Source organism: Pseudomonas sp. W4I3 (genome assembly GCF_030816195.1).
Classification (GTDB): domain Bacteria; phylum Pseudomonadota; class Gammaproteobacteria; order Pseudomonadales; family Pseudomonadaceae; genus Aquipseudomonas.
Genome location: NZ_JAUSXS010000001.1, coordinates 3,294,269 through 3,307,502, shown reverse-complemented (window position 1 = coordinate 3,307,502; position 13,234 = coordinate 3,294,269). Strand labels below are relative to the sequence as shown.

13 protein-coding genes are annotated in these 13,234 nt (G+C 62.8%); 9 read left to right on the top strand and 4 right to left on the bottom strand.

Annotated features, from left to right (window positions below; all coding sequences use genetic code 11):
• The first annotated feature begins 104 nt into the window (after positions 1-104).
• A complete protein-coding gene (locus QF045_RS15085) occupies positions 105-1,316 on the top strand; it encodes an MFS transporter (RefSeq protein WP_306492897.1) in 1,212 nt (403 codons plus the stop codon).
• A gap of 41 nt (positions 1,317-1,357) precedes the next feature.
• Here the strand turns inward: QF045_RS15085 and iolG are convergent, their stop codons facing one another.
• Positions 1,358-2,362, bottom strand: coding sequence for an inositol 2-dehydrogenase (gene iolG, locus QF045_RS15080; protein WP_306492896.1), 1,005 nt, complete (start codon positions 2,360-2,362; stop codon positions 1,358-1,360).
• A gap of 31 nt (positions 2,363-2,393) precedes the next feature.
• Positions 2,394-3,419, bottom strand: coding sequence for a LacI family DNA-binding transcriptional regulator (locus QF045_RS15075; RefSeq protein WP_306492895.1), 1,026 nt, complete (start codon positions 3,417-3,419; stop codon positions 2,394-2,396).
• A gap of 123 nt (positions 3,420-3,542) precedes the next feature.
• Between QF045_RS15075 and QF045_RS15070 the strand changes: the two genes are divergently transcribed.
• The 3 genes from QF045_RS15070 to QF045_RS15060 are packed head-to-tail and all read left to right on the top strand — an operon-like array spanning position 3,543 to position 6,473.
• On the top strand, positions 3,543-4,388 hold the full coding sequence (locus QF045_RS15070) for an SDR family oxidoreductase (protein ID WP_306492894.1): 846 nt from the start codon (positions 3,543-3,545) through the stop codon (positions 4,386-4,388).
• Positions 4,388-5,512: a phytanoyl-CoA dioxygenase family protein gene (locus QF045_RS15065; RefSeq protein ID WP_306492893.1), complete on the top strand. Its 1,125-nt coding sequence runs from the start codon at positions 4,388-4,390 to the stop codon at positions 5,510-5,512. The genes QF045_RS15070 and QF045_RS15065 overlap by 1 nt, the downstream gene beginning before the upstream one ends.
• Before the next feature lie 37 nt (positions 5,513-5,549).
• Positions 5,550-6,473, top strand: coding sequence for a sugar ABC transporter substrate-binding protein (locus tag QF045_RS15060; protein WP_306492892.1), 924 nt, complete (start codon positions 5,550-5,552; stop codon positions 6,471-6,473).
• Between the two features lie 55 nt (positions 6,474-6,528).
• Here the strand turns inward: QF045_RS15060 and QF045_RS15055 are convergent, their stop codons facing one another.
• Positions 6,529-6,849 carry a DUF2834 domain-containing protein gene (locus QF045_RS15055; RefSeq protein WP_306492891.1) on the bottom strand — a complete coding sequence of 107 codons (321 nt, stop codon included), beginning with the start codon at positions 6,847-6,849 and terminating at the stop codon, positions 6,529-6,531.
• 121 nt (positions 6,850-6,970) lie between these two features.
• Here QF045_RS15055 and QF045_RS15050 point away from each other — a divergent pair, with 121 nt between their 5' ends.
• Together QF045_RS15050 and QF045_RS15045 are read left to right on the top strand one after the other, a co-directional pair.
• Positions 6,971-8,680: an amidase gene (locus QF045_RS15050; protein ID WP_306492890.1), complete on the top strand. Its 1,710-nt coding sequence runs from the start codon at positions 6,971-6,973 to the stop codon at positions 8,678-8,680.
• Positions 8,681-8,944: 264 nt separating this feature from the next.
• Complete coding sequence (locus tag QF045_RS15045) at positions 8,945-9,382, top strand: nuclear transport factor 2 family protein (protein WP_306492889.1); 438 nt, start codon at positions 8,945-8,947, stop codon at positions 9,380-9,382.
• A 29-nt stretch (positions 9,383-9,411) separates the two neighbouring features.
• Here the strand turns inward: QF045_RS15045 and QF045_RS15040 are convergent, their stop codons facing one another.
• Positions 9,412-10,737, bottom strand: coding sequence for a PLP-dependent aminotransferase family protein (locus QF045_RS15040; RefSeq protein ID WP_306494900.1), 1,326 nt, complete (start codon positions 10,735-10,737; stop codon positions 9,412-9,414).
• 89 nt (positions 10,738-10,826) lie between these two features.
• Between QF045_RS15040 and QF045_RS15035 the strand changes: the two genes are divergently transcribed.
• Genes QF045_RS15035 through yghX form a run of 3 tightly spaced genes read left to right on the top strand, consistent with a single transcriptional unit; the run spans position 10,827 to position 13,202 of the window.
• On the top strand, positions 10,827-11,717 hold the full coding sequence (locus tag QF045_RS15035) for a DMT family transporter (RefSeq protein WP_306492888.1): 891 nt from the start codon (positions 10,827-10,829) through the stop codon (positions 11,715-11,717).
• A gap of 59 nt (positions 11,718-11,776) precedes the next feature.
• A complete protein-coding gene (locus QF045_RS15030) occupies positions 11,777-12,271 on the top strand; it encodes a PaaI family thioesterase (RefSeq protein ID WP_306492887.1) in 495 nt (164 codons plus the stop codon).
• Between the two features lie 43 nt (positions 12,272-12,314).
• Entirely contained in the window at positions 12,315-13,202 is an 888-nt protein-coding gene (yghX, locus tag QF045_RS15025; protein WP_306492886.1) for a YghX family hydrolase, read from the top strand.
• Positions 13,203-13,234 lie beyond the last annotated feature (32 nt).

Here is a 13,234-nt window from a genome sequence, read left to right as displayed (position 1 = left end):
AGTTGATCCAGGATCAGGCTAGGATAGCCCCTGAAACAATTAGAAATGGGCTGGCAGTTCACGTAGTGTCTGGCCCTGTTTGCTGCCTTGTATGGAATGCCTGCATGTCGACCCTCACCGCGACACCCGCCGCTGCAACCACTGCACCCCAGATAAGCCCGTTGGTCATGCGTGTGCTTGGCGCCTGCGCCCTGGCGCACATGATCAACGACTTGATCCAGGCCGTGCTGCCGTCGATCTACCCGATGCTCAAGGCCAACTATGGCCTGACGTTTACCCAGGTCGGCCTGATCACCCTGACCTTCCAACTCACCGCATCGCTGCTGCAACCCTGGATCGGTTACCACACCGACCGTCATCCCAAACCCTGGCTATTGCCCGCAGGCATGGTCTGCACCTTGGTCGGCATCCTGATGCTGGCGTTCGTCGGCAGCTTCCCGGCGATCCTGCTGGCGGCGGGGCTGGTCGGTGTCGGCTCGTCGACGTTTCACCCGGAAACCTCCCGCGTGGCACGCCTGGCCTCGGGCGGGCGCTACGGCCTGGCGCAGTCGACGTTCCAGGTCGGCGGCAACACCGGCAGTGCGTTCGGCCCGTTGCTGGCGGCAGCGATCATCATCCCCTACGGCCAAAGCCACATCGCCTGGTTCGGCCTGTTTGCGGTGTTCGCAATCCTGGTGCTGTATGGCTTGAGCCGCTGGTACCGCCACCACCTCAACCTGTTCAAGCTCAAGCAAGGCAGCAAGCCGACTCACGGTCTGTCCAAGGGCCGCGTAACCTTCGCCCTGGTGGTGCTGGCGCTGCTGGTGTTCTCCAAATACTGGTACATGACCAGCCTGACCAGCTACTTCACGTTCTACCTGATCGAAAAATTCCAGCTGTCGGTCGCCAGCTCCCAGATGTACCTGTTCCTGTTCCTCGGCGCAGTGGCTGTGGGCACCTTTGCCGGCGGGCCGATCGGCGACCGGATCGGCCGCAAGAAAGTCATCTGGTTCTCGATTCTCGGCGCCGCACCGTTCACCCTCGCCCTGCCCTACGTCGACCTGTTCTGGACCGCCGTGCTCAGCGTGGTCATCGGTTTCATCATCGCCTCGGCGTTTTCGGCCATCGTGGTATTCGCCCAGGAACTGGTGCCGGGCAATGTAGGCATGATCGCCGGGATATTCTTCGGCCTGATGTTCGGTTTCAGCGGGATCGGTGCGGCATTGCTGGGCCTGCTCGCGGATAACCACGGCATCGAATACGTCTACAAGATCTGCTCGTTCCTACCGTTGGCGGGCATCCTGACGATATTCCTGCCATCGACCAAAGGCGTCTGATCGATAGGGGCGGGCCAACCCGCCCCCAACCGCGCTGCCTGTTAAAAGTCGTAATCGACCGCCACACTCCTCCCCGTCTTCACGGACTCCAATGCACAATCCGCCAAATGTAATGCATACAGCCCATCACGCATGCTGGTAGGCAATGCACTGCCGTTGTTCAGCGCATCGATAAACTGCGTCAGTTCATTGCAATAGGCATCCGCGTAGCGCTCCAGAAAAAAGTGTTGCAGGGGCTCCAGCGCCTCGGTGTGTTCGGCGTTCCAGTGGCGAAGGGTGCTTGAGCGGTGATTGTCGGTGAGCAACACGCCATTGGCACCTGAGACCTCCACGCGTTGGTCATAGCCGTACACCGCCTCACGGCAACAGTTGATGTGGCATTGCTTGCCCGAAGCGGTGCGCAGCAACACCATCACGCTGTCATAGTCGTCGATCTGCTCCAGGCTGGGGTCCACCAGGCGGCTGGCGAAGGCGCTGACCTGCACCGGTTCCTCGCCGAGCAAATGCCGGGCGGTGTCAAAGTCGTGGATGGTCATGTCGCGTAGAATGCCGCCGGAATGCTTGAGGTAGTCACGGGGCGCCAGGCCTGGGTCGCGGCTGGTGATGATCACCTGGCGCACCGCGCCTATCCGTCCGTCATCCAGCGCCTCGCGCAGGCGCAGCATGTCGGGGTCGAAGCGTCGATTGAAACCGAGCATGACCTTGCCGCCCTGGCGCTCAACCGTTTCGGCGGCGCTGCGGGCTTTGGCGATATCCAGGTCGATGGGTTTTTCGCAGAGCACCGCCTTGCCTTCGGCGACCGCCGCCAGCAGCAGGTCGATATGGGTATCGGTGGGTGTGCCAATCACTACGGCATCGATGTCTGTGCGAGTCAGTACGGCAGCGCTGTCGTACGCCGCCTCGCAACCCAGTTGCGTGCTGAGCGCATCGACGCCATCGCGCCAGGGATCGGCCACCAGCACCAGCGTGGCGTTGGGATGGGCGGCGACATTGGCCGCGTGGATCTTGGCGATGCGCCCGGCACCTAAAACAGCGATACGTAACATGGTCGAACTCCTGGTGTTGTTGTGGGAGTACTTAGTCCGGCAGGTTGAACGGTGTCACGATCTGCACCTGTGACGGCGCAATCGGCCCGGCCTTCCAGAGCCGGTGGTATTGCAGGATGTGCAGGAATACATGGCGCGCATCGATCTGCAGGTTGTGATCGATGATTGCGGCGACTTTTTCCTCCAGCAGCAATTGGCGGTTCTCCTGGTCCAGGTCGTGGCCGATGAACACGTCCAGTGGGCGGCCGAGCGCGGCGAACGCGTCGACAATCGCGCGGTTGCCACCGCCGACGCTGTAAACCGCCCTGAGCTCGGGATGCTGTTTCAGGGCAAGGGTGACGCGCTCGAAGGTGCGGTCATACACGCCATAGCCGCCGCTGATATCGAGCACCCGCAAATGCGCGGCACGCCCGCGCAGCCAAGCGCGAAAACCCATCTCGCGTTCTTCCTCGCCACGGAACAATTGGCTGCCGATGACCACCGCCACTTCCTGGGGCTGCGCCGACAGCCAGCGCGACATCAGGTACGCGGCGGTCTGGCCGGCGGTGCGGTTGTCCATGCCGACATAGCCAATGCGCTCGCTTTGCGGCAGGTCCGTGACCAGCGTCACCACCGGAATCCCCTCTGCAATCAGTTGCTTGACTGCCTGGTTCACCGCGGGCTCATCGGCGGCCTTGAGGACGACTCCCTGGCTACCGGTGCTGAGGCAGCGCAGCAATTGATCGTGCATGGCCTGCGGTTCGATCTCTTCGAAGAGGTGAAAACGCGGCGCGATGCGAAACGGCGCCAGGCTGGCCAACTGAGCGGTGATTGCCGCCTGCACCGCGGCGCTGAACCGTTGCGGGGTGTGCATGATCACGTCGACATGGAAGGTACGCCCCACCGCCAGCCCGTTCTTCTCCTGTGACTCCAACTCATCCAGCGCCTGTTCGATGCGCCGCGTGGTTTGCGCATGCACGCTGCCGCGTTGGTGCAGTACCCGGTCGACCGTGGCCTTGCTGACGCCGGCCTGGGTCGCCAGTTGCTTGATGGAAAAGTGTTTGGCACGTTCAAGCATGTGGCTTACCTGAGGTTTTTTTGAGGTGTTTTTTAGGTACTACTGAGGTTTTGCAATGCTAGTCTCAGTTTTGCCCGGCGTCGAGCCGGGCGATGAATAACAACAAAACATCAGGAGTTCCCCATGCCCTACACCGATCTGGCCACCTCATTCAGCGGCCAATTCTTTGTTGTCACCGGCAGCACCCAAGGCCTCGGCGCAGCGGTGGCCCACACCCTGGCACGCCGGGGTGCGGCCGGGTTGATCATCTGCGGGCGCCGTCGCTCCCAGGGCGAAGAACAGGTGCGGCAGTTGGCGCAGCTCGATTGCCGGGCTTTTTTTGTCGAAGCGGATCTGGAGAACGTCGAGGATTGCCGCGCGATCATCGACGCGGCGCGCACGCATTTCGGCACCTTGCATGGGCTGGTCAATTGCGCCGGAATGTCGGACCGCGGCACCATTCTCGACACGTCGCCGCAACTGTTTGATCGCTTGTTTGCGGTGAACGTGCGCGCGCCGTTTTTTCTGATGCAGGAAGCCCTGAAACTGATGATCAGCCAGGGCGTGGAAGGTGCCGTGGTGAATATCCAGAGCATCACCGGGCATGGCGGCCAATCGTTCCTGAGCGCCTACGCCGCGTCCAAGGGCGCGTTGGCGATCTTGACCAAGAACGTCGCGTTCAGCGCCTTACGCAACCGCATTCGCGTGAATGGCTTGAACATCGGCTGGATGGATACGCCACACGAGGACGAAATCCAGCGCCGGTATCACGGCGCACAAGAGGGTTGGCTGGCACAGGCGCAAGCCACGCAACCGTTTGGACGGCTGCTCAAACCGGAGGAAGTGGCGCAGAGCGTGGCATTTTTACTGTCCCGCGAGTCGGGAATGATGACCGGCTCGGTGATCGACCTGGAGCAAGGCGTGGTCGGTTGCACCGACAGCAGCACTCCACAACCGCATCAGGCCCTGAGCCTACCGGGAGGTGCCTGATGCCTGCCTTCGCATGCGGCGACGCCGTGAGCCTGGCGGATTTCAGCCGGGTTTGCGCACAGCGGGCTAGCGCTGATCAATATCCGCTGTGCACTGAAGTCGTGCACAACGTGCCCATTTATCAAGCCCAGAGCTTGCGCAACAGCGACCGGCTCGGCGTGATGAATGAACTGCACCGGGTATTTGGCGAGGGGCCTGGGGTGATGGTCGTCCGTGGGGGCTACGAGGATTTGGAGGTGGTGGACCGTCACAGCCAGGTATTCGCGGCGATATTCGCCAACGAGGCCGCGCAAGGCGTAGCGGCGGATCACTTCGCCAAGGCCGGCAGCAATGGGCGTATCTGGAATGCGTTGCAGAAAGCCGCGTTGCAGTCCCCCGAATCGTTTGCCGAATACTACGCCAACCCCTTGCTCGGATTGATTGCCGAATCCTGGTTGGGTCCGGGTTTCCAGATGACAGCCCAAGTCAACGTAGTGCACCCGGGTGGCCAGGCGCAGCAGCCGCACCGCGATTACCACCTGGGTTTTCAGACGGACGATGAAGTCGAGCGTTTTCCACTGCCGCTGCATGTGCTGTCCCAGTACCTGACCCTGCAAGGCGCCGTCGCCCATTCGGACATGCCGCTGGAAACCGGTCCTACCCAACTGCTGCCGTTCTCCCAGCACTATGCACTGGGTTACCTGGCCTGGCGCCGCGCTGATTTTATCGATTACTTCCAGCAGCATGCCGTGCAGTTGCCGTTGAATAAGGGTGACCTGTTGTTCTTCAACCCGGCGCTGTTTCATGCCGCCGGCACCAACCGTACGCCAGACCGTCAGCGCATGGCCAATCTGCTGCAGATTTCGTCGGCGTTCGGCAAGCCGATGGAAGCCGTCGATCGCGACCGCATGATGCTGGCGGTCTACCCGGTGCTGCTGGCCAACCCATCCCTGGATGCCCAGGCCGTGATCGGCTGTACCGCCGACGGTTACTCCTTCCCCACCAACCTCGATACCGACCCACCCTTGCAGGGCCTGGCGCCTCAAACAGGGCAACAGCTGATGCTGCAAGCTCTCGACGAACGCTGGCCGCTCTCAGACTTCGCCGCTGCCGTGGCGCAGATGCGGGCCAAGCGCCAGGCATGAATCGCTTTAACAACAACAAAAACAGCGGAGCAACATCATGAGAAAACAACTCCTCACGGCACTCTTTACCCTTGTTATTACGCCTTGGGCCTTCGCCGATGTCCGTATCGGCGTGAGCATCGCTCAGGTCGACGACGTTTTCCTGGCACAGATGCGCGACTACATGGCGGCCCACGCCAAGGAACTCCCCGGCGTCACGCTGCAATTCGAAGACGCCCAAGGCGACGTGGTGCGCCAGCTCAATCAAGTACAGAACTTCACCGCCCAGGGCATGGACGCAATCATCGTCAACGCAGTAGACACGGCGGCGACGCAAAAAATGACGCTCAACGCCCAGCAAGCCAAGATCCCCCTGGTGTACGTCAACCGCCGACCCGAGTTCAAGGAGGTGCCGCCGGGAGTGGGGTATGTCGGCTCGGATGAGATCAAGGCCGGCGAAATCCAGATGCGTTATCTGGCAGAGAAAATGGGCGGCAAAGGCAATCTGGCAATCATGCTGGGGCTGCTGTCCAACAACGCCACCCACAACCGCACTCTGGGCGTGAAGACCGTGCTCAAGGACTACCCCGACATCAAGATCGTTGAGGAGCAAAGCGCTGAGTGGCAACGGAGCAAGGCGATTGACCTGATGAATAACTGGATTGTGTCCGGGCGCAGGATCGACGCGGTGGCCGCTAACGCCGATGAGATGGCCATCGGTGCGGCCATGGCGATCAGCCAGGCGGGCATGCAACCGGGCAAGGACATTCTGGTAGCAGGCAGCGACGGCGGTGCGGCAGGGCTGGATGCGGTGAAAAAGGGCCAATTGCTGGTCACGGTGTATCAGGACAACAAGGGCCAGGCGGTAGGCTCCATCGACCTGGCGCTGAAGATGGTCAGGCAGGAGCCGTACACGGCTGAGCTGACGATTCCTTATCAGCAGATCACCAAAGACAACTACCAGGCATTCCTCAATCCTTGATCATGCCCTCACCACTGTGGCGAGTGAGCTTGCTCGCTCGCCACAGGACAATGCGTCAACCCTGGTTTAGTGGGCTTCGAGAAAACCCTTTCACGACGATATAGAGCAGCGGTCCCACCGACACAAACACCGCCGTCAGCACAAAGTAGGGGATCAACGACGCCACGGAGCGCCCCCGCGCACGTGCATCCCGGTACATCCACACACACGCCAGTATCGCCATCAGGTAAAGGTCGATCACCACCTGCGCGGTATCCGGCCGCGACATCAATTGCTGACCGAACGCGATGAGCGATTGCTCGGCCGTCAACATCGTGGCGGCGGTGTACAACGAAAACCCGAGCAATCCGGCCAGGGCGATATAGGGTCTGGGCATGTTCTCCTCCTTGGAGCGCGATGTGGATGATCAAGCCGCTTACCTTAGCAGTAAGCTGGCACTGGGAAATATCTGTACGTAGACTGCCGCCATACCCCCACTTGAAGGCGGCGAAAAAAACGTGATGCAAGTTACCGAAGTCTCCATTGCCCAATTGCGCGCTGCGCTTGAATCCGGCCAAACCACTGCCGTTGAACTGGTCCAGGCTTACCTCGCGCGGATCGAGGCCTATGACGGCCCGCAGACCGCCACCGCACTGAACGCCGTGGTGGTGCGCAACGTTGACGCGTTGAAGGAAGCTGAGGCGTCCGATGCCCGCCGGGCGAACGGCCAGACGTTGGGGCCGCTGGATGGCATTCCCTACACCGCCAAGGACAGTTACCTGGTCAAGGGCCTGACCGCCGCGTCCGGTAGCCCGGCGTTCGCCAAGCTGGTTGCCCATCGTGACGCCTTCACCATCGAGCGCCTGCGGGCCGGCGGCGCCATCTGCCTGGGCAAGACCAACATGCCGCCCATGGCCAACGGCGGCATGCAACGCGGCGTCTATGGCCGCGCCGAAAGCCCTTACAACGCCGATTACCTCACCGCACCGTTCGCCTCCGGCTCGTCCAACGGCGCCGGTACGGCCACGGCGGCCAGCTTCGCCGCGTTTGGCCTGGCCGAAGAAACCTGGTCGAGCGGTCGCGGCCCGGCCTCCAATAACGGCTTGTGCGCGTACACGCCTTCCCGTGGGGTGATTTCGGTACGCGGCAACTGGCCGCTGACCCCGACGATGGACGTGGTGGTGCCCTTTGCGCGCACCATGGCCGACCTGCTGGAGGTGCTCGACGTGGTGGTGGCCGAAGACCCGGACACCCGTGGCGACCTGTGGCGCCTGCAACCCTGGGTACCGATCCCCAGCGTCAGCTCGGTACGCCCGGCGTCCTACGCCGAACTCGCCGCAGACAGCACAGCCCTGGCCGGCAAACGCTTCGGCGTGCCGCGCATGTACATCAACGCCGACCACGAGGCCGGCACCAGTGAAAAGCCCGGCATTGGCGGGCCGACCGGGCAGAAAATCCACACCCGTGCCTCGGTGATCGAGCTGTGGCAAGCCGCGCGCAAGGCGCTGGAAGCCGCGGGAGCCGAAGTCATCGAGGTGGATTTCCCGCTGGTGTCCAACTGCGAAGGCGACCGCCCTGGCGCGCCAACGGTATTCAACCGTGGCCTGGTGTCCAAGCAGTTCCTGCACGATGAGCTGTGGGAACTGTCGGCCTGGGCCTTCGATGACTTCCTGCGCGCCAACGGCGACCCGGCGCTGAACCGCCTGGCGGATGTCGACGGCCCGAAGATCTTCCCCCACGACCCCGGCACCCTGCCCAACCGCGAAGACGACCTGGCCGCCGGCATGTACGAGTACGTGCGCATGGCCCAGCGCGGCATCACGCCGTGGAACGAGATCAGCACCCTGCCCGACGGCTTGCGCGGCCTTGAGCAAACCCGCCGACTGGACCTGGAAGACTGGATGAACGAGCTGGGGCTCGACGCGGTGCTGTTCCCGACCGTGGCCGATGTCGGCCCGGCCGATGCCGATGTCAACGAAGCCAGCGCCGACATTGCCTGGAGCAACGGCGTTTGGGTGGCCAACGGCAACCTCGCCATTCGCCACCTCGGCGTGCCCACCGTCACCGTGCCGATGGGCGTGATGGCGGACATCGGCATGCCGGTCGGGCTGACGTTTGCCGGGCGTGCCTACGACGATTCGGCGCTGCTGCGCTTTGCTTCGGCGTTTGAAGCCACCGGCAGCAAACGCATGATCCCACCGCGCACGCCGCCGTTGTCGGCCAACTGATCACGATCCCATGTAGGAGGGGGCTTGCCCGCGAAAGCGGTGGACCAGCCAACAGATGTTTAGCTGATCCACCGCATTCGGGGGCAAGCCCCCTCCCACAGGTTTGACCGAGTTCCCATTCGATAAGCGCATGCTCACTGTTCTCACAGACGAGTAATTTCAGAATATTTCCAGCTCCCCCTTTTCTTTGCCTGCTTATTTAATGCATGGTTGTACGACGACAGACCTCACTATGTCGTCCCCCACAACAATAAGGAATCACCCATGCAAAACCTCAAAGTGCTGATCGGTTTTCTGTGCCTGTTCTCCGGCTACGTCGCAGCCGCACCTGCCCCTGCCCCTGCCGAGAAGGATGTAGCCCAGGCGGTGGATCAACTGACCCAGGCCATGTTGCACCTGGACCTCAAGCAGCTTCACGCGCTGACTGCGGACACCCTCACCTACGGCCACTCCAGCGGCAAGGTGCAGAACAAGGCGCAGTTCATCGAAGACCTGGAAACTCACAAGAGCGCGTTCAAGACGCTGGAAATGCAAAACCAGAGCATCACCCTGAACGGCGATACCGCATTGGTGCGCAACCACTTTCACGCCCTGGCGGTGAACAGTGGCGTCGAAGTACCGACCGACATCGATAACTTCCAGGTCTGGCAGAAGCAGCACGGCAAATGGCTGCTGATCGGGCGCCAGGCTTACAAATACTGACCCTTGCCGGTGAGCCGTTCAGCGACGGCTCACCATTGCACCACCTTGCGCACCTTGATCAACGCCTCGCCCAACGCCGCCATCGACACCGACCCCAACGCCAGTCGCAACGCATGGGGCACATGGGCCGAGACGGCAAAGGGCTCGGCAGTGGACACGGAGATACCCTCGCGCTGCAGGCTCATGGCGACCTGATCGGCGCGCGCCTCTTCCGCCAGCGGCAGCCACAGAAAATACGACGAGGGATGACTGATATAGCTCAGCCCGTTCAGCACTTGCGCAGCCAGGCGCTGCCGCACCTCGGCATCTTCGCGCTTTTGCGCCTCCAGTTGCGCGACAGTGCCATCTTCGATCCAGGCCACGGCCAGCGCGCTCATCACCCCCGCTACGTTCCAGGTGGTGGCCATGACGGTGCGCTCCAACGCCTTGACCCAAGCCGGTGGCGCCGCGATAAAGCCCACGCGTAGGCCAGTGGCGACACTCTTGGAAAACCCACCGACGTACACCGTGCGCTCCGGCGCCAGCGTTGCCACCGGCGGCGGTGCATGTGCGGCGAGAAAGGCATAGGCGGCGTCCTCGATGATCATCAGTTGATGCTGCCTGGCAATTGCCACCAGTTGCTCGCGCTGCGCCAGGCTCATCACCCAGCCCAGCGGGTTGTGCAGCGTCGGCATGCAGTACACCGCACGCACCGGGCGCTTGCCGCACAGGGCCTGCAGGTGATCAAGGTCCGGGCCAGTAGCGCTGGCCGGGATGGCGACGATTTCCAGGTGCAGGGTCTCGGCCAGTACCTTGAAGCCCGAATAGGTCAAGGCGTCGACGGCAATCACATCGCCGGGCTTGAGCAACGCCATCATGGCGACCGCCAGGCCATGCTGGGCACCGCTGGTCATCAGGACCTGTTCAGCCTGCACCGCCAGCCCGCGATGCAACAGGTGCCGCGCCACCGCCGCGCGCTCGTGCAGGCGGCCGGCATGGGGCTGGTAGCGCAGCAGCGCCTCCAGGTCGCCAGACAACGCCAACTGACGCAGCGCGCTGCGCAAAAGTTCTGCCTGGCCGGGCAAGGATGGGTAATTGAAATTCAGGTCGAGCAGGCCCGCCGCGACAGGCATCTGCCCACTGCCCTGGCCCGGCGGCAAGGCGATTTCGCGCACAAAGGTGCCACGCCCGGTTTCACCGCTGACCAGCCCCATCGCTTCCAGCTCGGTGTACACGCGGCTCGCCGTGGCCAGTGCCAGGCCATGGCCGGCGGAGAGTTGGCGATGCGTGGGCAGGCGTGTGCCGGGCGGCAGCTTTCCCGAACGGATGTCCTCGGCGAAGGTGTCGACCAACGACTTGTAGCGCGCGCGCGGCATCGTAGATGTATCCATGACAATTTTTTGATTGTCACAATCTTCAACCCTAGGATGGCCTGCACGCAACTTCCCTTTTTCGGACAGCCCCCATGGAACGCTCCTCCCCCCTCGGCACCCTGGACAGCAGCACTCAGGGCTGGATCAACGGTTTTATCGGCGTGGTGATTTTCAGCGGTTCGTTGCCGGCCACGCGCGTGGCAGTGATGGAATTCGACCCGGTGTTCCTCACCATGCTGCGCGCCACGCTGGCGGCTATCCTGGGCCTGTGCCTGTTGCGGTTGTTCAAGGAAAAACGCCCCACCGGCGCGCAATGGGCGCCCTTAATCATCGTCGCGCTCGGCGTGGTCATCGGCTTTCCGCTGCTGACTGCGCTGGCGCTGCAATACGTGACCTCCGCGCACTCCATCGTGTTTATCGGCCTGCTGCCGCTGGCGACGGCGATCTTCGGTGTGCTGCGCGGCGGTGAGCGGCCGCGTGCGGTGTTCTGGTTGTTTTCGCTGGCGGGCAGTGCGCTGGTGATGGGTTACGCCTTCGCCCAGGGCCTGAGCGCCGCGCCCGCAGGCGACGTGCTGATGCTGCTGGCGGTGCTGGTGTGCGGTTTAGGCTATGCCGAAGGCGCCAAGCTGTCGCGCAGCCTGGGGGGCTGGCAGGTGATTTGCTGGGCCCTGGTGGTGTCGTTGCCCGTCGTCGCGCCGTTGAGCCTGCTGCTGGCGCCCGCGTCGTTCAGTGGCATCAGCCTGCCGGCCTGGCTGAGCCTGGGGTATGTCGCGCTGTTCAGCATGTTGATCGGCTTTGTGTTCTGGTATCGCGGCCTGGCCCAGGGTGGCATCGCCGCGGTCGGCCAGTTGCAATTGCTGCAACCGTTCTTTGGGCTGGCGCTGGCGGCGGGCCTGCTGCATGAGCAGGTCAGCCTCGGCATGCTGCTGGTCACCGTCGCGGTGATCGGCTGCGTGGCCGGTGCGAAGCGGTTCGCACGCTAGCGTCACGGCCCAAGGCCTGCTAAACAGAAGTGTCGCCCCTGCTCCTACAAGGACTTTGCATGCACAGCGCTTCGCTTCAGGACATCACCGCACCCGAAGGCATCTGTTACGGCTGCGGCGCCAGCAACCCCGACGGCCTGCATATCCACAGCCGCTGGCACGACGATGGCGTGCACGTCGTCGCCGAACATCTGCCGCAGTCCAAATACAGCGGCTGGCCGGACCTGGTCTACGGTGGCCTGATCGCCATGCTGGTGGACTGCCACTCCAACTGGACCGCCATGGCCTACCACTACCGCGCCGAACAGCGTGAACCCGGCAGCCTGCCGCGCATCGACTGCGTGACCGGTAACCTGGGGATCAAATTCATCAAGCCGACTCCGATGGGCGTCACGCTGACCCTGCGCGCCCGGGTCGAGGGCGAGGTAGCGCGCAAGACACGGGTGATCTGCGAGGTCTATGCCGGCGAGGTGCTCACGGCCATTGGCGACTCGGTGTTCGTGCGGGTCGACACCGGCCAACTGGCCGCCGCCGCCCATGGCCGCACGGACTGAACCTTAACTACATTGACGCAACCGCCGATCGAGGACTGCACCGATGACTCGTCTCACCGCCAAAGACTTTGCGCCCGAACTGCTGGAACTCTATGACGGCTACGCCCACGGCAAGCTCAACCGCCGTGAATTTCTCGACCGCGCCGCGCTGTTTACCTTCGGCGGTCTGACCGCCTCGGCCCTGCTCGCCGCCTTGAGTCCCAACTACGCACTCGCCGAACAGGTGAAATTCACCGATCCCGATATCGTCGCCGACTACATCACCTACCCGTCGCCCAAGGGCAACGGCACGGTGCGCGGCTACCTGGTGCGTCCGGCCAAGGCCGCCGGCAAATTGCCCGCGGTGGTGGTGGTGCATGAAAACCGTGGGCTCAATCCGTATATCGAAGACGTTGCGCGGCGCCTGGCCAAGGCTGGCTTTATCGCCTTGGCACCCGATGGCCTGACATCGGTGGGCGGCTACCCCGGCAACGACGAAAAAGGCGTGGCCCTGCAGCAGACCGTCGACCCGACCAAGCTGATGAACGACTTCTTCGCTGCCATCGAGTGGTTGATGCACCACGACAGCAGCACCGGCAAAGTCGGCATCACCGGTTTCTGCTATGGCGGCGGCGTGACCAATGCGGCCGCGGTGGCCTACCCAGAATTGGGCGCGGCCGTGTCGTTCTATGGGCGCCAGCCCGAGGCCAAGGACGTGCCGCGCATCAAGGCGCCGATCATGCTGCATTTCGGTGAGCTGGATGCGCGCATCAATGAGGGTTGGCCAGCGTATGAGCAGGCGCTGAAGGCTGCGGGTACGACCTACGAGGCGTTTATCTACAAGGGCGCCAACCACGGCTTTCACAATGATTCGACGCCACGTTATGACGAGGCGGCGGCGAACCTGGCCTGGGAGCGAACCCTGGGATGGTTTCGCAAGTACCTCGCCTAGACACAATCTAAATGTGGGAGGGGGCTTGCCCC